The organism is Streptomyces sp. MMCC 100 (assembly GCF_041538145.2).
Taxonomy (GTDB): Bacteria; Actinomycetota; Actinomycetes; order Streptomycetales; family Streptomycetaceae; genus Streptomyces.
Genome location: NZ_JBGORK020000001.1, coordinates 1,380,315 through 1,397,994, shown reverse-complemented (window position 1 = coordinate 1,397,994; position 17,680 = coordinate 1,380,315). Strand labels below are relative to the sequence as shown.

Genomic DNA, 17,680 nt, shown 5'->3' with positions numbered 1-17,680 from the left:
GGAGGTCAGTCCGCGGTGCGGGTGCGGGGGCGTACACACCCCGCCCGTCACCGCCGTACCGCCTCCACCGCCTCCGGTACGTGCCCCGCGACCACGCGTTCCCGTCCGGACACCGCACCGGTGGAGGCGCGGCGGCGGTCCACCGTCCACGCCGTGCCCGCGACCCCGAGCCCGAGGACCGCCAGGGCCGCGCCCGCCGTCGCCGGGGACGTGGTGCCGAGGCCCGCCGCGAGGGCGAGGCCGCCGATCCAGGCGCCGCCGGCGTTGGCCAGGTTGAAGGCGGCCTGGTTGGCGGAGGAGGCCAGGGAGGGGGCCGCGGCGGCCTTCTCCATGACCATCAGCTGGAGCGGGGAGCCGGTGACGAAGGCGGCCATGCCGAGCAGGGCCACCGACACGGCCGCCGTGACCGGCGTGCGCATCAGGAGCGGGAAGAGGGCGAGGACCACGACCAGGGAGGCGAGGCCGCCGAAGAGGGTGCCGCGCAGGGAGTGGTCGGCCAGGCGTCCGCCCAGCAGGTTGCCCGCGGTGGCCCCGACGCCGAACAGGGCGAGCAGCAGCGTCACGCTGGTCTCGGCGAACCCGGCGGCGTCCGTCAGCATCGGCGTGATGTAGCTGTACGCGGCGAAGAGCGCGCCGAACCCGGCGACCGTCGTACCGAGGGCCAGCCAGACGGGCAGGGAGCGCAGGGCGGCCAGTTCGCCGCGCAGGCCGGTGGTGGGGGCGGGGGCGTGGTCGCGCGGGATCAGGACGGCCAGCGCCGCTATCGCCGCCACGCCGATCGCGCTCACGCCGAGGAAGGTGGCCCGCCAGCCGAGCTGCTGGCCCATGGCGGTGGCGGCGGGGACGCCGACGATGTTGGCGACGGTGAGCCCGAGGAACATCAGGGAGACGGAGCGGGCCTTGCGTTCCGGCGCGACCATGCCGGTGGCGACGACCGCGCCGACGCCGAAGAAGGCGCCGTGCGGCAGACCGCTGACGAAGCGGGCGGCCAAAAGGGAGATCTCGCCGGGGGCGACGGCCGACAGGGCGTTGCCGAGGACGAACAGCGCCATCAGGGCGATCAGGACGGCGCGGCGGGACATCCGCGTCGTCGCCGCCGCGAGCAGCGGGGCGCCGATGACGACGCCGAGCGCGTAGGCGGAGACGAGGTGGCCGGCGGTGGGGATGGAGATGCCCAGGTCGTCCGCGACGTCGGGCAGCAGGCCCATCATCACGAACTCGGTGGTACCGATGCCGAAGGCGCCCACGGCAAGGGCGAGCAGGGCCAGGGGCATGAAGGGTCTCGCCTTTCGAGAGCAGGGGTTCCGTACGGGAGGCACGGGAGGGCGCGGGAGGTGCGACTGTATGTTCCCGTACGGAACAAAGACTCTCAGGGCGGGTATTCCGCAGGCGAATTCTAGGAAGCCGTTGTGTCGACCTTCACACGCGCGGCGATCGGGAGGTGGTCGCTGCCGGTCGCCGGGAGGGTCCAGCTCGTCGTGGGTTCGACGCCGGTGACCAAAATCTGGTCGATGCGGGCCATCGGGAAGGACGCCGGCCAGCTGAAGCCGAAGCCGTCGCCCACGGCGCCCTGCGGGGAGCGCAGCTGGGAGGTGATCGCGGTGAGCGAGCGGTCGTTCATGGTGCCGTTGAGGTCGCCCAGCAGGATCTTGCGGGGCAGCTTCTCGTCGGCGATGGCCTCGCCGAGGGCGTCGGCGCTCTTGTCCCGCTGCCGGGCGGTGAAACCGGCCTCCAGCTTCACCCGTACGGAGGGCAGGTGGGCGACGTACACCGCGATCGGTCCGGACGGGGTGGCGACGGTGGCGCGCATCGCGCGCTTCCAGCCCAGCTCGATGTCGACGGCCTTCACGCCGCTGACCGGGTACTTGCTCCACAGCCCGACGGTGCCGACGACCGCGTGGTGGGGGTACTTCGCCTCCAGCGCCTTCTCGTACGTCGGTACGGCGGACGCCTTGAGTTCCTCCAGGGCCAGTACGTCCGCGCCGGCGGCGGCGACGGCGCGGGCGGTGCCCGCCGGGTCGGCGTTGTCGGCGTTGACGTTGTGCGTGGCCACCGTGAGGTCGCCGCCGGAGCCGGTCTTGTCGAAGAACAGGCCGCCGAAGAGGTTGAGCCACACGCTCACCGGCAGCACCAGCGCGATCAGCGCCGTCGCCGACTTGCGGACCAGGGCGATCACCAGCAGGACCGGGACCAGCAGGCCGAACCACGGCAGGAAGGTCTCGGTGAGGCTGCCGAGGTTGCCGATGGCGTTCGGGATGTGCGAGTGGGCCGCCATGACGCCGGACAGGAGGATCGCGACGGCGGCGGTGACCAGACCCCGACGCCAGATCCGCCGGTCGCCGCGCCAGCCGCTGACCGCCCGGTCGAACAGGCGCCGAATCCGGGTCTCCCGGCGGTCGGGCTCCGAGCCGCCGCTGTCCGTCTCCGTCATGTACGCCTGCTGCGCCATACCGTCGCCTCACTGCCTGCCGTGCACACCGTCGCCCCCTGTGACTCAGCACCATAGGGGATGATCGGTTCCGATCCCGCCGCCCCTGGACGGCCGTACGGGCACGAGGACGTGTGGGCCTCCCCGGGGAGTTCCGCCCGGCGCCGGGACGGGCGGCTCTGTGACAGAACGGGCACATTTCACCCCATGAGCCACCCCGTGGCACGTGATGACGCGCGATGGCACGCGATGACCCGTGACGAGGGCCCCACTAGCCGTCGGCACGCCACAAGTGCCACCATGGAAGGGATCCGGGGACGCCGTCAGGGCGCCTCGAGATGACATGAAGGAGCCGTTGCCATGACGCAGCTTTCGGCTGCCCAGACGCCGCAGCGCACCCCCGCCGACGGGAGCAGGGCGCTGTACGGCGGCAAGATCAACCGCCGTATCACCGTCCGGGACATCACCGCCGCCAAGGAGCGCGGCGAGAAGTGGCCCATGCTCACCGCGTACGACGCGATGACCGCGTCCGTCTTCGACGAGTCCGGCATCCCGGTGATGCTCGTCGGCGACTCCGCGGGCAACTGCCACCTCGGCTACGAGACCACCGTGCCCGTCACCCTGGACGAGATGACGATGCTCTCGGCCGCGGTCGTCCGGGGCACCGGCCGCGCCCTGATCGTGGGCGACCTGCCCTTCGGTTCCTACCAGGAGGGCCCGGTGCAGGCGCTGCGCTCGGCGACCCGGCTGGTCAAGGAGGCCGGGGTCGGGGCGGTCAAGCTGGAGGGCGGCGAGCGCTCGCACCGGCAGATCGAGCTGCTGGTGGAGTCCGGCATCCCGGTGATGGCGCACATCGGCCTCACCCCGCAGTCCGTCAACTCCATGGGCTACCGGGTCCAGGGACGCGGCGAGGAGGCGGCCCAGCAGCTGCTGCGCGACGCCAAGGCGGTGCAGGACGCGGGCGCCTTCGCGGTCGTCCTGGAGCTGGTGCCGGCCGAGCTGGCCGCCGAGGTGACCCGGACGCTGCACATCCCGACGGTCGGGATCGGCGCGGGTCCGGACACGGACGCCCAGGTGCTGGTGTGGACCGACATGCTCGGGCTGACCGGCGGCCGGATGCCGAAGTTCGTCAAGCAGTACGCCGACCTGCGCAAGGTCATGGGCGACGCGGCCAAGGCGTACGCCGAGGACGTCGTCGGCGGCACGTTCCCGCAGGACGAGCACTCCGTCCACTAGGAGACCATCGCGGTACGACCAGAGGGGCCCCGCCGATCTTCCCCCGTCGGCGGGGCCCCTCTGTGCGCCTGCACCGGCGCCGCTCTCGCGGAGCTGGTTGCTCGCCGTCGTGGTTCCTCCATTGATGGTTGCGGTGCCTGTCGGTGCGATGTCGGCGCCGCAGGTCGTGCTGTCGGTGGAATGTCGGCGGTTTGTCGGTGGCCCCTGCCATCGTCTGGGGCATGAAGCGAATCGACGACATCCCCCGGGCCGCGGACAGCGCGGTCACCGTGCGGGGGCTGGTCAAGCACTACGGCGAGACCAAGGCGCTGGACGGCGTCGACCTGGACGTGCGCGAGGGCACCGTGATGGGCGTGCTCGGGCCGAACGGCGCCGGCAAGACCACCCTCGTACGCATCCTGTCCACCCTCATCACCCCCGACTCCGGCCAGGCGCACGTCGCCGGCTACGACGTCGTACGGCAGCCTCGGCAGCTGCGCCGGGTCATAGGGCTGACCGGGCAGTACGCGTCCGTGGACGAGAAGCTCCCCGGCTGGGAGAACCTCTACATGATCGGCCGGCTGCTCGACCTGTCCCGCCGGGACGCGCGCACCCGGGCCGACGAACTCCTCGAGCGGTTCTCGCTCACCGAGGCCGGCAAGCGGCCCGCGTCCACCTACTCCGGCGGCATGCGGCGCCGGCTCGACCTGGCCGCCTCCATGATCGGGCATCCGTCCGTGCTGTTCCTGGACGAGCCCACCACCGGCCTTGACCCGCGCACCCGCAACGAGGTGTGGGACGAGGTCAAGCGCATGGTCGGCGACGGCGTGACCGTGCTGCTCACCACGCAGTACATGGAGGAGGCCGAGCAGCTCGCCTCCGAGCTGACCGTCGTGGACCGCGGCAAGGTCATCGCGAACGGCGGCATCGAGGAGCTGAAGTCCAAGGTCGGCGGCCGCACCCTGCGGGTCCGCCCGGCCGACCCGCTCCAACTGCGCCCGCTCGCCGCCTACCTGGACGAACTCGGCATCACCGGGCTCGCCAGCACCACGGTGGACACCGAGCGCGGTGCCGTCCTGGTGCCGATCCTCAGCGACGAGCAGCTGACGGCCGTGGTCGGCGCGGTCACCGCGCGCGGTATCACCGTCTCCTCCGTCACCACCGAACTGCCCAGCCTGGACGAGGTGTTCCTGTCGCTCACCGGCCACCGTGCCAGTGCCCCGCAGGACCCCGCGCCCGCCACCGACGACGCCCGCGAGGAGGTCGCCGTATGAGCGCCACCGCCCCCACCGCCCCCACCCCCACCGCCGCCGTGACTCCCGCTCCCGACGCCCGGATCTCGCTGCGCGCGCACGTGCGGCACACCGGGGCCCTGGTCCGCCGCAACCTGCTGTGGATCCGGCAGGACCCGGAGTCGATGTTCGACGCGCTGCTGATGCCGATCGTCTTCACCCTGCTGTTCGTGTACGTCTTCGGCGGGTCGATCGGCCAGGCCCTGGGCGGCGGGCAGGACGGCTATGTGCAGTACGTGATCCCCGGCATGATCGCGATGATGAGCATGACGCTGTCCCAGGGCGTCGGCACCGGCTTCAGCCAGGACTTCAACTCCGGTGTCATGGACCGCTTCCGGTCACTGCCGATCGGGCGCGGCTCGGTGCTCTTCGCGAAGATCGGGGTGGAGATGGCGCGGATGCTGTTCGCCACCACGGTGCTGATGATCGTCGCCGTGCTGGTCGGCTTCGACATCGATCACTGGGCCGGACTGTTCGCGGCCGTGGGTCTGTCCGCGGTGTTCGCCTCGTCGATCATGTGGGTGTTCCTCACCCTGGGCGTGGTCCTGAAGAACGCGCAGTCCGTGCAGGCGATGGGCTTCATGGTGCTGTTCCCGCTGCAGTTCGGCTCCTCGATCTTCGCGCCGACGCAGTCGATGCCGGGCTGGCTGCAGTCCTTCACCGACTACAACCCGCTGTCCACGCTCGCCGACGCGGCGCGCGGGCTGATGGTGGGCGGCCCGGTCGCGCACGACCTGTGGATCACGCTCGGCTGGTCGGTGGCGATCACCGCGGTGATGGCACCGGTCGCCATCCACAAGTTCCGTACGAAGACCTGACCGTGGCACGGACGCCGTACGCGTCAGACGAGGGCGACGGCCTCCTCGACGGAGAGCCGGCCGCCCTCGGCGTACGCGACGTCGTACGCCTCGGTGCCGAGCACCTCGCGGACCCGCTCCACGGCCCGCCCGCGCGCGTCCCGCTCCATGCCCGACGAGACGTGGCCCGGCGGGAGCATGGCGTCGGCGGCGCCGATGCACCGTGCGCCGTCCGCGGCCGGGCGGCCGCCGTCCAGGCCGGCCATCGCCATCGCGGCGATGGTCAGGTAGGCGGAGCGCATGTGCGGGGCGATGGCCGTGGAGAGCGGATCCTCGGCCCGTTCCAACGACTGGCGGACCTTGGTCAGGCACTCCTCGTGCCGGCCCTCCAGTGTGTCGATCCAGGCCTCCGCGGCGAGGATGAAGGCGTCGAAGACCACGAAGTGGGCGATGGAGAACTCCTCGCGCAGCAGCCGCAGCTGCTCGCGGGCCTCGGCGGTCCGCCCGGTCATGCCGAGCCGCCCGGCGAGGAACAGCCGGGCCGCGGGCATCGCGCCGTTGTGGCCGGTCCCGCGGGTGCGTTCGATGACGTCGCGCAGGATGCGCTCGCCCTTCTCGGACTCGCCCGCCTCCAGCAGCACGCTGCCGAGGCGGGCGTCGAGGATGTCCACCTGGGCGTGGGCGCCGAGCCTCTCGGCGTGCTGCGCCGCGGCCCGGTAGTCGTCGGCGGCGAGCCCGTACTCGCCGACGCGCTCCCGGGCCTCGGCACGTCCGGAGAGGGCCTCGGCCATGCCCCAGGCGTCGCCGAGACGGCGGTAGATCTCCAGGGACTCGTCGGCGTCGCGGAGTGCGTCGCCCGCCCAGTCGGTGCGGTTGGCGAGCATCTGGGCGCGCATCTGCAGGCCGCCGGCCAGCTCCCACTCGTAGCCCGGGGTGGCGCGGCAGGTGCGCAGGGTGGCGTCCATGATCTCGCGCAGCCGCGCCATGTCGCCGGTGAGCATCACGGCGAAGAACCAGAGCACTCCGGGGCTGAAGCAGGTCTGCGGCATCCCCGGCTCGTACGTGTCCGCGATGACGCGCAGCTTGCGCTGGGACGCCGGGTTCTGCCAGGCGTCCAGTTCGGTGTCCATGCAGGCCAGATGGGCCAGGTGGACCCCGCGGCGGGCCTCGGCGAGAACCTCGCCGGTCATCGGGGGCGGCGCGGAGGTGCACCGCTCCCAGACCGGCCGGGCGGGGGTGACCGGTTCGGTGAAGGGGTCCGGGCCGAGCGCCATGACCTCGACGAGCCAGTTCCGGGCCTCCACCCGCAGGTCGCGCATCTGCCAGTACCAGGCCAGCGACAGCGCCAGGCACAGCGCCTCCTGCTCGTCGCGCTCGGCGACGGCGTGGCGCAGGGCGGTGCGCAGGTTCTCGTACTCGCGCTCCAGCCGCTCGATGGCGGCGAGCTGCTGCGGGCCGCGGAGCAACGGGTCGGTGGTGCGGGCGAGTTCGCGGTAGTACGTCAGGTGGGCGCGGGCGGCCGCGGGGCGGGCGCCGGCCTCGTCGAGGCGCTCGCCGGCGTACTCGGCGACGGTCTCCAGGAGCCGGTAGCGCATGCCGTCGCCGGTGCCGCGGTCGGTCACGGGGGTGGCCACGACGAGGGACTTGTCGACGAGGGAGCCGAGGGCGTCCAGCGCGGCGGGCCCGCACACGGCCTCGGCGGCGGCGAGGTCGCAGCCGCCCGCGAAGACCGACAGCCGTCCCAGAACGTCGCGTTCGTCCTCGTCGAGCAGGTCCCAGGACCAGTCGACGACCGCGCGCAGGGTCTGCTGGCGGGGCAGGACGGTGCGGCTGCCGGAGGTGAGCAGGCGGAAGCGGTCGTCGAGGCGGTCGGCGATCTGGCGCGGGCTGAGCATGCGGAGCCGGGCGGCGGCCAGTTCGATGGCGAGCGGCAGTCCGTCGAGGCGGCGGCAGATCTCGGCGCAGGCGGCGGCGGTCTCCGCGTCGGCGTCGACGCGGAAGCCGGGGCGGGCGGCGGCTCCCCGGTCCGCGAGCAGCCGCAGCGCGGCGGGTTCGGGCAGCGGCTCCACGGGGCGCAGCGACTCCCCCGGTACGCCGAGGGGTTCGCGGCTGGTGGCGAGGACGGTGAGGTGGGGGCAGCGGGCGAGGAGTTCCTCGGTGAGGCGGGCGGCGGCGTCGACGACGTGCTCGCAGTTGTCGAGGACGATCAGCATGCGGCGCCGGCCGCAGTGCTCGACGAGCCGCTCGACGGCGGTGTCCTGCCCCTCGGAGGCGGTGACGGCCCGCATCTCCTCGGCGCCGGCGCGGTAGAGCACGGTCTCGCGGGCGCCGACGGCGGTCAGGACGGCCTCCGGTACGTCGGCGGGGTCGTCGACCGGCGCCAGTTCGGCCAGCCACACGCCGTCGGGCGCGGTGTCCCCGGCCCCCTCGGCGGCCTCCTGCGACAGCCGCGTCTTGCCGGCCCCGCCGGGCCCGAGGAGGGTGACGAGCCGGGTGCTCGCGAGGTCGGTGCGCAGCGCCTCCACGTCGCCGTCCCGGCCGACGAAGGAGGTGAGCCGGGCGCGCAGGTTGCCCCGGGGGCGGAACCCCTCCGGGGCGGGTGCGGTGACGGCCCCGGGTGATGTGGCGGGTGCGGACGCGGCGGCGGATCGCGGTGGCGTCGCCGGCACGGGTGCCGTACCGGACGCGGGTGCGGTGGTCGACCGCGGACCGGTGGCGGACTCCGGGCCGGTGGCGGACTCCGGGCCGGTGGCGGACGCGGGCTCCGTGCCGACGGCGGACGCCGTGCGGGAAGCAGGCGCTGCACGGGAGGCAGGTGCCGTGCCGTGGACCGGCGCGGTGGAAGACCCGGATGCCGTCTCGGAGGCGGGCCACCTACCTGAGCCAGGTCCCGTACGGGAGACGGGCGCGACGGCGGGCCCCGGAGCCGGACCGGGGGCCGACGCCGGACCGGGGTTCGAGGCCGGTGCCGACGCCGGACCGGGCACCGCGCCCGGACCCGACCCCGGCACCGTGCCCGGACCCGTCGCCGGGCCGGGTGCCGAGGCCGCGCCCGGTGGCGTGGTCGTGCCCGGTGGCGTGGTCGTGGGTGTCGGTGCCGGCGGGCTGAGCAGCTCTGCGTGGAGTGCCCGCAGCTCCGGGCCCGGATCGGTGCCGAGCCGGTCCGCGAACAGTCGGCGTACGGCCTCGTAGGCGGCCAGTGCCTCGGCGGTGCGGCCGGTGTCGCGCAGGGCGCGCAGCCGCAGCGCCTGGAGGGGCTCGTCCAGGGGGTGCCCGTCGCACAGTGCCTTCAGCTCGGGCAGCGCGTGCTCGGCCTGCCCGAGGTCCAGGGCGGCGGTATGGCGGGCACGCAGGGCGTCCAGGCGCCGGGTCTCCCAGCGGGCGACCTCGGCGGTGCGGTCGGGCAGGTCGGGCAGGACGGGGTCGCGCCACAGGGCGAGGGCGTCGTCGAGCACGACGGCGGCCTTGGCCGGGTCGCCGTCGGCGAAGGCGCGGGTGCCCTCACCGGCGAGCCGGTCGAAGCGGTGCAGGTCGACGTCGTCGGGGACGGCCGCGAGCCGGTAACCGCCGTCGGCCGAGGCGACCGAGTCCGCGCCCAGCGCCCGGCGCAGCCGCCCGACCAGGGCCTGGAGGGCGCCCGGCGCGTCGGCGGGCGGGTCTCCGTCCCAGACCTCCTCCACCAGCAGCCCCGCGGGGACGGCGCGGCCGGCCCGGAGGGCGAGCACGGTCAGCAGGGCGCGCAGCCGCGCCCCGCCGAGCGGGACGGCCGTGCCGTCGGGACGGAGTACCTGTGTGGTGCCGAGGATGCGATAGCGCACGGGCCCATTGTCCCCGCTGCCGTCGGAGCCGGTCACGGGGTTTTGGCCGCACGGCGTGGCCGGCCTCCGCCGCCCTCTCCCCCGTCCCCCGTCGCGGAACCGTCCGCCCCGCACGAGACGTTCTCCCCGTGCGCCCGGTACGGTCGGGCAGTCCCGCACCCCGCGGGTGCCCGTCACGTGTGCCCGACAGTCAGGGAGTCCCATGTCCACCGCCACCGCCCGCCCGAGCGACCGGCGTATCAGTCCCGTCTTCCTCGGGATCGTCGCCGTCGCCGCGGTCACGGGCTGGGCCGCCTGGACCGGGTTCGCCGAGCAGCCGGGTCTGGCCGTGTTCCTGTTCGTCACGGCCGCCTGGGTCGTGTCACTGTGCCTGCACGAGTACGCGCACGCCCGCACCGCGCTGCACAGCGGCGACATCTCGGTCGGCGCGAAGGGCTACCTCACGCTGAACCCGGTGAAGTACACGCACGCGCTGCTGAGCATCGTGCTCCCGGTGCTGTTCGTGATCATGGGCGGGATCGGTCTGCCCGGCGGTGCCGTCTTCATCGAGCGCGGGCGGATCCGGGGGCGCTGGCGGCACAGTCTGATCTCGGCGGCGGGCCCGCTGACGAACGTGCTGTTCGCCGTCGTGTGCACGGCGCCGTTCTGGCTGGACGCGCTGGACGGCGTGCCGCGCGACTTCCGGCTCGCGCTGGCGTTCCTCGCGCTGCTCCAGGTCACGGCCGCGATCCTGAACTTCCTGCCGGTGCCGGGCCTGGACGGCTACGGCGTGATCGAGCCCTGGCTGTCGTACAACGTGCGGCGGCAGGTGGAGCCGCTCGCGCCGTTCGGGCTGCTGATCGTGTTCGCGCTGCTGTGGATCCCGGCGCTCAACGGCGTGTTCTTCGACGCGATCGACGCGCTCCTGCGAGGCCTGGGCATCGGCGAGGTCGACACGTACTGCGGCTTCGAGCTGTACCGCTTCTGGCAGACCGACCCGCTGTGCACGCCGGGCGGATGACGCCGCTCAGCCGGTGACGGACGTGGAGGACGCGGCGCGGCGGGCGTCCCGGCCGCGCTTGACGTAGTACCAGCACATGTTGGACGACAGCCCCGACAGCAGCACCCACACGACGCCGATCAGCACGCTGCCCTGCACGAAGGAGACGACGGCGGCGGCCACGGCGAGTACGCAGACGACCAGGGCGTAGAGGGCGAGGCGGGGCATGGGAACGGCTCCTGTCGGGGGGACACTGGTACCGACCAGTGTCCCCCATCGCCTCATACGTCGGTGACGCGGAGCCCGGCGTGTGCCTTGTAGCGGCGGTTGACGGAGATCAGGTTGGCGACCAGCGACTCGACCTGGTGGGCGTTGCGGAGCCGCCCGGCGAAGACGCCGCGCATACCGGGGATGCGCCCGGCGAGGGCCTGCACGATCTCCACGTCGGCGCGCTCCTCGCCGAGCACCATCACGTCGGTGTCGATCTCGTCGATCTCCGGGTCCTGGAGGAGGACCGCCGAGAGGTGGTGGAAGGCGGCGGCGACCCGGCTGTCCGGCAGCAGGGCGGCGGCCTGCTCGGCGGCGCTGCCCTCCTCGGGCTTGAGCGCGTAGGCGCCCTTCTTGTCGAAGCCGAGCGGGTTGACGCAGTCGACGACGAGCTTGCCGGAGAGTTCCTCGCGCAGGGATTCGAGGGTCTTGGCGTGGCCGTCCCACGGCACGGCGACGATCACGACGTCGCTGCGGCGGGCGGTCTCGGCGTTGTCGGCGCCCTCGACGCCGTGCCCGATCTCCTCGGCGGCGGCCTCGGCGCGCTCGGCGGCGCGGGAGCCGACGATCACCTTCTGGCCGGCCTTGGCGAGGCGGTACGCGAGGCCCTTGCCCTGGGGCCCGGTGCCGCCGAGCACGCCGACGACCAGCCCGGAGACGTCGGGCAGGTCCCAGGGGTCCTTGGCCGGAGCCTTGGCGGGGGCCTTCTGTGCAGCACTGTCTGCACTGTCGGTAGAGGTCATGGGCCGACCCTACGTCCGCGACGGCCGCCGCAGGGGTACGGGTCCCGGCGGGTGGGAGGCGGTCCCCGGGCCGGGTGAATCCGGGGCGAACGCCGGACCGCGCGGACGGGGTTGCGGCAGGATGCGGCCGCATGGACGCCGTACGGGTCGCGCTGCTGCGGGAAGTGCTCGCCGGGACCGAGTGGCTGGGAGCCACCCGGAGGTTCGCGGGGGCGCTGCGGGGGTCGGTGGTCCCGCACGGGGGCGGTCTGCTGCTGGTGGGCACCCCGGAGTACGAGCCCTGGCACCTGGCGGCCCACCTGGTGGACGAGGCCGCCTGGTCGGGGACGCCGGAGCTGGCGCCGACGCTGGTCCGGCACGACGCGCGCCCGTCGGACCCGGCGCACCTCGCGGTCGGCCTCGGGCGGCTGGCGGCGGTCCGGCGCGGGGAGACGCTGCTCGTGGTCACGCCCGACGACCCCGGCGCCCGGCTCCTGGAGCGGGTGTGCGACGCCCGCCGGGCCGGGGCGACGGTGCTGGCGCTGGGCACCGACCGCGCACCGGGCGAGCGGGAGCTGACGGCGATGGCACACGAGACGCTGTCCGTCCCGGACGGCGCCGAGCTGGACCTGGACACGGTGCAGCACCTGGTCAGCGCGTCGGCCGGGGAGAACGCGGTGCCGCCGCCCCGGGGCCGCCGCCGTTTCCGGGACCGCCTGTCCCGCCTCGCCGACCACCTGACGGCGCCGCCGCCGTCGGGGTGGTGACGGCCGCGATCCGACCGGTGACCGCCGCCACCCGACCGGTGACAGCCCCCCACCCGGCCGGTGCCCGCCGCCACCCAGCCGATGACAACAGCCGCCCGCCCGACCGGGATCCGCCGCCGCCCAGCCTGTGACGGCCGCCGGGAAAACCGGTTGCCCGCGCTCGTCCGGCCGCCGGACGATGACCCCTCGTGACCGACACCTCCCCCGCCGACGCCCCCGCCGACAAGGCGGCCGACGCGGCCGACGCGCCCGCCGGCCTGCGCGCCCTGCTGCCCGACCTCTCCCCCTGGCGGGCCTCCCGGGACTTCCGGCGGCTGTGGGTCTCGGGTCTGATCACGAACTTCGGGAGCTTCCTGACGTTCGTCGCGCTGCCGGTGCAGATCAAGGAGCTGACGGGCTCGGCGGCGGCGGTGGGCGCGATCGGTGCCGTGGAGCTGGTGCCGCTGGTGGTGTTCGGGCTGTACGGGGGTGCGCTGGCCGACGCCTGGGGACAAGCGGCGGCTGATCCTGTGGACGGAGGCCGGTCAGGGCGTGCTGTGCGCCGCACTGCTGGTCAATGCGCTGATGCCGAGCCCGGCCGTGTGGCCGCTGTATGTGATCGCCGCGTTCACCTCGGCGCTCGGCGCGGTCCAGCGCCCGGCCCTGGACTCGCTGATCCCGCGGATCGTGGCCCACGAGCACCTGCCGGCCGCCGCCTCGCTGAACTCGCTGCGCTGGCAGGTCGGCGGGATCGCGGGGCCGGCGCTGGCGGGCGTGGTGGTGGCGTACGCCGGTCTCGGCTGGGCGTACGCGGTCGACCTGGTCACTTTCGCCGCCTCGGTGGCCCTGGTGGCGGGGCTCGCCTCCTCGCCCGCCTCGCACGAGGCGCGCAAGCCCTCGTTGGCGGCGATCGCCGAGGGCGCCCGGTACGCGTGGAGCCGCAAGGAGCTGCTGGGCACGTACGCGGTCGACATCGCGGCGATGCTCCTGGCGATGCCGCTCGCGGTGCTGCCGTTCCTGGCCGACGAGTTGGACGCCGAGTGGTCGCTCGGACTGATGTACGCGGCGATTCCGGCGGGCTCGCTGCTGGTGAGCGTGAGCAGCGGGTGGACGTCGCGGGTGCACCGGCACGGGCGGATGGTGGTGTTCGCGGCGGCCGGGTGGGGCCTGGCGATCGCCGCCGCGGGCTTCGCCGGGAACGTGTGGCTGGTGCTGCTGTGCTTCGTCCTCGCCGGGGCCTGCGACATGGTCAGCGGCGTCTTCCGCGGCGCGATGTGGAACCAGACCATCCCGGACGAGCTGCGCGGCCGGCTCGCCGGGATCGAGCTGCTGTCGTACTCGGTGGGCCCGCAGCTGGGCCAGGTCCGGGCGGGTGGCACGGCCGCGCTCGTCGGGGTCCGGGCGTCGGTGTGGTCGGGCGGGCTGCTGTGCGCGGGTGCGGTGGGGCTGCTGGCGCTGTGCCTGCCGACGATGATGACGTACGACGTGCGGACGAACGAGCACGCGGTGCGGCTGCGCGAGAAGCGCGCAGCCGACGCCGCGAGCGGCTGATCAGTCGTCCCGGTCGCCGTCGGCGCTTCCCGGGCCGGAGGCGTCGTGCCACCTGGGGTCGTTCTCCCACTCGAGGTTGCGTTCGCGGGCGGTCCGCATCGCGTGCTCGGCCTCGGTGCGGGAGGCGTACGGCCCGAAGCGGTCCTTGCCCGGGCAGTCCGGGCCCTCCTCGACCTTCTGGTGCTCCAGGCAGTAGTACCACTCGCCCGGTTTGCCGACCGTGCGCTTCTTGAACAGGGCCATGGGGCAGCTCCTCTCGCCACCGACATCTTCCCCCCTGCGTGCTGGTTAGACTCGCTGCATGTCTGGCCAGTCGCTGCTCGTCCCAGGGGAGCTGTCCCCCACCCGTTCCGTGCCCGGAAACATCCGCCGGCCCGAGTACGTCGGCAAACCCGCGCCGACGCCGTACACCGGACCGGAGGTGCAGACGCCCGAGACGGTCGAGGCGATGCGCGTGGCCGGGCGGATCGCTGCGCGGGCGATGGAGGAGGCCGCGAAGCACATCGCGCCCGGCGTGACGACGGACGAGCTGGACCGGGTGGCGCACGAGTACATGTGCGACCACGGCGCCTATCCCTCGACGCTCGGCTACCGGGGCTACCCCAAGTCCCTGTGCAGCTCGGTCAACGAGGTCATCTGCCACGGCATCCCCGACTCCACGGTGCTGCGCGACGGCGACATCGTGAACCTGGACGTGACGGCGTACATCGGCGGGGTGCACGGCGACAACAACGCGACCTACCTGGTCGGCGACGTGGACGAGGAGAGCCGGCTGCTGGTCGAGCGGACCCGGGAGTCACTGGCGCGCGCGATCAAGGCGGTCAAGCCGGGCCGGCAGATCAACATCATCGGCCGGGTCATCGAGTCGTACGCCAAGCGGTTCGGCTACGGGGTGGTGCGGGACTTCACCGGTCACGGCATCAACTCGTCGTTCCACTCGGGACTCATCGTCCCGCACTACGACAGCCCGCACGCGACGACCGTCATCCAGCCCGGGATGACCTTCACCATCGAGCCGATGCTGACGCTCGGGACCCATGAGTACGACATGTGGGACGACGGCTGGACGGTCGTGACGAAGGACCGCAGGCGCACGGCCCAGTTCGAGCACACGCTGGTGGTGACCGACTCGGGCGCGGAGATCCTCACGCTTCCGTAGCCGCGCCGCACCCCCTTCAAGGCCCGCTCTCCACGGAGGGTGGGCCTTTTCGTTTCCGGGTACGCTTTTACCGACAAGGCGTCGGAAAGACTCTTGACTTAGGTAAGCCTAACCATAGAAGATCGGCCTCATGGACTCCTTCTCGACCCTCATCCGCACGGCGTCCCACGAGCAGCACGTGGAGGCGGAGACCTCCACCTTCATGAGCGACCTGCTCGGGGGCCGGCTCGGCGTGGAGGCGTACGCGCGCTACACCGAGCAGCTGTGGTTCGTCTACGAAGCCCTGGAGGCCGCCGCCGGAAAGCTGGCGGCGGACCCGGTGGCCGGGCCTTTCGTCCGGCCGGAGCTGCTGCGGCTTGCCTCCCTGGAGAGGGACCTGGCGCACCTGCGCGGCGCCGACTGGCGCGCGGGGCTGACCGCCCTGCCCGCGACCGAGGCGTACGCGGCCCGGGTACGCGAGTGCGCCGAGGAGTGGCCGGCGGGGTACATCGCGCACCACTACACGCGCTACCTCGGCGACCTGTCGGGCGGCCAGATCATCCGCGACAAGGCCGAGCGGACGTGGGGCTTCGCCAGGAAGGGCGACGGGGTCCGCTTCTACGTCTTCGAGGAGATCTCCAACCCGGCCGCCTTCAAGCGGGAGTACCGCGAACTGCTGGACGGCATCCGCGCGGACGACCTGGAGAAGCAGCGGGTCGTCGCCGAGTGCAAGCGCGCCTTCGCCCTGAACACGGCGGTCTTCCGGGCGCTGGGCGAGGAGTTCCCGCTGTCCGCGTGAGTGGCGCCGGCTCCGGGCACGCGCCGGCCCGAAAGACGGGCCGGTCCCCCTCGGCCAGGTGGCCTGGGGGGGACCGGGAGCGAGCGGCCCTACCGACTCAGTTGTCGATGTCGTAGTCGTCGCTGCGGCAGTTGATGCCGCCGAAGTACAGGTCGCCGGTGCTGTCCGTGGTGATGGCGCCGAAGTACGGGCTGCAGGTGGCGTCCTCGTCACCGTGCAGGGGGCCGTCGAAGGCGGTGGCGGTCGCGGCGCCGCCGGCGGTCATGGCGGCGGTCAGCAGGACCGTGGCGAGTGCGGAGCGGATGCGCATGGGTTTCCTCTCGGGGGCTGAGCGGTCAGGCCCAGAGGTCCCCCCTCGCCGTGGCGCGCACACGCTGTTCCACCCGTACGGAGGCGCGGTACCGGACATCTGTCACCGCTCCAGGCGTACCCGCCCGCCGATCTCGACCCAGCCCCCGGGCTGCGGTGCGGTGAGGATCTGGGAGCCGGCCCCCTGCGTGATGTTGAGGGCGCGGCCCAGCCGTGCGGTCAGCAGCAGCGCCGCCGCGCCCGTCGCCTCGTCCTCGCCGATCCCGTCGTCCCGGCCCGGGAAGGCGCGGGCGCGGACCCGGCCGGCTGCCTCGTCCTCCCAGGCCCAGGCGTACAGCCACTCCCCCTTCGGCGGCACCGCGAGGTCGTCGATCTCGGCGGCGGTGGCGTACTGGCGCAGGGTGCGCGGCGGGGCCCACTCGGGGCGGGCCTCGATCCAGCTGAACTCCCCGTCCAGCCGGGCGCCCACCACCCCGGCCGGGGTGACGAGTTCGGGCACGTCGAGCAGCCAGGCGGTGCCGACGCAGGGGTGGCCGGCGAAGGGCAGGCGCAGGGTGGGCGTGTAGATGTCGACGACGCCGCGCTCCGGGTCGTCGACGAACACGGTCTCGCTGAAGCCGAGTTTCGCGGCGAGCTCCTGCCGCCGCTCGGGCTCGGGCAGCACGGATCCGTCCCGGACGACGCCCAGTTCGTTGCCGTATCCGCCGTTGGGCGCGCAGAAGACACGCAGTACGTCGTAGTCGGTCACCGGGGCATTCAAGCATCGTCCGGGGGTGGCCAGAGCGGGGTGGGGGCCTCGTCGTACGGGAGGGTCGCGAGCGCGTCCGCGTACCCGCGTTCCAGGGCGGCGTACTGGCGCGCGATCCCCGGGCCGGCGGGGCGGGCCGACAGCCGGGACGTCCGCTGCTCGTGCCCCTCGGTGACCGCGTCGGCGGTCCGCCGCCACGTGGCCTCCTCCGGCAGCAGGGCCGGCACCACGCAGGCCGGCTCGGCGCCCTCCGCCAGCGCCGCCACGGCGCGGTCGTGGCCGTCCAGGACGAGCCAGCCGTCGAGGAACGACACCCACCACAGCAGGACCGGGGCGAGTGTGCCGTCGCGGGCGTGCTTGCGGTACGCCTTGACGCGCGGCGCGTCGGGCGGGGAGAGCGGGCGCAGGGGCAGGACGCCGTGCCAGCCGCCCCCGCAGAGCATCTCCAGGACGATGCCGGGCCAGTCCCGTACGAAGTCCTCGGTCCAGATGCCCGGAGCGAACGACGCGCGCGCGGTGACCGACCAGCGTCCGTCGTGCAGAGGTCCGTGGGGGCCGTCCTCCAGCTATCGGGCGTAGCGGTGGCGCCAGTCGGCGGCCGGGGCACGCATCAACGCGGCGCGCAGCGGCGGCAGCGGGGAGCGGTACCCCGGCAGGCGGCGCAGGTGCAGCTCGCGACAGCAGCCGCCGCCGTGCCACCGGGCCCGGGTGAGGGGGCGGTCGCCCTGGTGGAGCGTGGGCGCGCCGCCGTCCTCGGCCCGGACGAAACGCAGCGGTGGCGGGCCGGGGCGGCCACGGACGTCCAGGACCAGTGGCCCGCCCGTCCGTTCCCTCGTCGCCCGTCGCACGGGCCCGGTATCGAGGGTGGGCC

General features: G+C 73.6%; 17 protein-coding genes and 1 pseudogene. 8 read left to right on the top strand and 10 right to left on the bottom strand.

Annotated features, from left to right (window positions below; translation table 11 throughout):
• Nucleotides 1-47: 47 nt before the first annotated feature.
• Both ABS735_RS06430 and ABS735_RS06425 read right to left on the bottom strand, forming a co-directional pair.
• Nucleotides 48-1,274, bottom strand: coding sequence for an MFS transporter (locus tag ABS735_RS06430; RefSeq protein ID WP_373901866.1), 1,227 nt, complete (start codon nt 1,272-1,274; stop codon nt 48-50).
• 122 nt (nt 1,275-1,396) lie between these two features.
• Entirely contained in the window at nt 1,397-2,449 is a 1,053-nt protein-coding gene (locus ABS735_RS06425) for an endonuclease/exonuclease/phosphatase family protein (protein ID WP_373901865.1), read from the bottom strand.
• A 339-nt stretch (nt 2,450-2,788) separates the two neighbouring features.
• On the opposite strand from ABS735_RS06425, the gene panB reads away from it, so the two are divergent.
• From panB to ABS735_RS06410, 3 genes are all read left to right on the top strand, one after another.
• Nucleotides 2,789-3,664, top strand: a complete 876-nt coding sequence (gene panB, locus ABS735_RS06420) for a 3-methyl-2-oxobutanoate hydroxymethyltransferase (RefSeq protein ID WP_373901864.1) — start codon at nt 2,789-2,791, stop codon at nt 3,662-3,664.
• A 221-nt stretch (nt 3,665-3,885) separates the two neighbouring features.
• A complete protein-coding gene (locus ABS735_RS06415) occupies nt 3,886-4,917 on the top strand; it encodes an ATP-binding cassette domain-containing protein (RefSeq protein ID WP_373901863.1) in 1,032 nt (343 codons plus the stop codon).
• Nucleotides 4,914-5,753 (top strand): ABC transporter permease, encoded by an 840-nt coding sequence (locus ABS735_RS06410; protein WP_373901862.1) that lies wholly within the window; start codon nt 4,914-4,916, stop codon nt 5,751-5,753. The genes ABS735_RS06415 and ABS735_RS06410 overlap by 4 nt, the downstream gene beginning before the upstream one ends.
• A 23-nt stretch (nt 5,754-5,776) precedes the next feature.
• On the opposite strand, the gene ABS735_RS06405 is transcribed toward ABS735_RS06410, so the two are convergent.
• Nucleotides 5,777-9,550, bottom strand: a complete 3,774-nt coding sequence (locus ABS735_RS06405) for an AfsR/SARP family transcriptional regulator (RefSeq protein ID WP_373901861.1) — start codon at nt 9,548-9,550, stop codon at nt 5,777-5,779.
• A 202-nt stretch (nt 9,551-9,752) separates the two neighbouring features.
• Between ABS735_RS06405 and ABS735_RS06400 the strand changes: the two genes are divergently transcribed.
• On the top strand, nt 9,753-10,550 hold the full coding sequence (locus tag ABS735_RS06400; RefSeq protein ID WP_373901860.1) for a site-2 protease family protein: 798 nt from the start codon (nt 9,753-9,755) through the stop codon (nt 10,548-10,550).
• A gap of 6 nt (nt 10,551-10,556) precedes the next feature.
• On the opposite strand, the gene ABS735_RS06395 is transcribed toward ABS735_RS06400, so the two are convergent.
• Nucleotides 10,557-10,757, bottom strand: a complete 201-nt coding sequence (locus ABS735_RS06395) for a hypothetical protein (RefSeq protein WP_328560122.1) — start codon at nt 10,755-10,757, stop codon at nt 10,557-10,559.
• Between the two features lie 53 nt (nt 10,758-10,810).
• Nucleotides 10,811-11,539, bottom strand: coding sequence for an NADPH-dependent F420 reductase (gene npdG, locus ABS735_RS06390; RefSeq protein WP_373901859.1), 729 nt, complete (start codon nt 11,537-11,539; stop codon nt 10,811-10,813).
• A gap of 131 nt (nt 11,540-11,670) precedes the next feature.
• Here npdG and ABS735_RS06385 point away from each other — a divergent pair, with 131 nt between their 5' ends.
• Nucleotides 11,671-12,285, top strand: a complete 615-nt coding sequence (locus tag ABS735_RS06385) for a hypothetical protein (RefSeq protein WP_373901858.1) — start codon at nt 11,671-11,673, stop codon at nt 12,283-12,285.
• Between the two features lie 188 nt (nt 12,286-12,473).
• Nucleotides 12,474-13,815, top strand: a pseudogene (locus ABS735_RS06380) (MFS transporter).
• On the opposite strand, the gene ABS735_RS06375 reads toward ABS735_RS06380, so the two are convergent.
• Complete coding sequence (locus ABS735_RS06375; protein WP_373901857.1) at nt 13,816-14,058, bottom strand: hypothetical protein; 243 nt, start codon at nt 14,056-14,058, stop codon at nt 13,816-13,818. It lies immediately after the preceding pseudogene.
• A gap of 58 nt (nt 14,059-14,116) precedes the next feature.
• On the opposite strand from ABS735_RS06375, the gene map reads away from it, so the two are divergent.
• Together map and ABS735_RS06365 are read left to right on the top strand one after the other, a co-directional pair.
• A complete protein-coding gene (gene map, locus ABS735_RS06370; protein ID WP_059302845.1) occupies nt 14,117-14,974 on the top strand; it encodes a type I methionyl aminopeptidase in 858 nt (285 codons plus the stop codon).
• Between the two features lie 130 nt (nt 14,975-15,104).
• On the top strand, nt 15,105-15,752 hold the full coding sequence (locus ABS735_RS06365; RefSeq protein WP_373901856.1) for a biliverdin-producing heme oxygenase: 648 nt from the start codon (nt 15,105-15,107) through the stop codon (nt 15,750-15,752).
• Between the two features lie 97 nt (nt 15,753-15,849).
• Here the strand turns inward: ABS735_RS06365 and ABS735_RS06360 are convergent, their stop codons facing one another.
• The 4 genes from ABS735_RS06360 to ABS735_RS06345 form a co-directional block, all read right to left on the bottom strand.
• A complete protein-coding gene (locus tag ABS735_RS06360; RefSeq protein WP_142198957.1) occupies nt 15,850-16,062 on the bottom strand; it encodes a hypothetical protein in 213 nt (70 codons plus the stop codon).
• A 102-nt stretch (nt 16,063-16,164) separates the two neighbouring features.
• On the bottom strand, nt 16,165-16,809 hold the full coding sequence (locus ABS735_RS06355; RefSeq protein WP_373901855.1) for a PhzF family phenazine biosynthesis protein: 645 nt from the start codon (nt 16,807-16,809) through the stop codon (nt 16,165-16,167).
• 8 nt (nt 16,810-16,817) lie between these two features.
• Entirely contained in the window at nt 16,818-17,252 is a 435-nt protein-coding gene (locus ABS735_RS06350; protein ID WP_373901854.1) for a hypothetical protein, read from the bottom strand.
• A 123-nt stretch (nt 17,253-17,375) separates the two neighbouring features.
• A complete protein-coding gene (locus ABS735_RS06345) occupies nt 17,376-17,657 on the bottom strand; it encodes a hypothetical protein (protein WP_373901853.1) in 282 nt (93 codons plus the stop codon).
• Nucleotides 17,658-17,680: the final 23 nt, after the last annotated feature.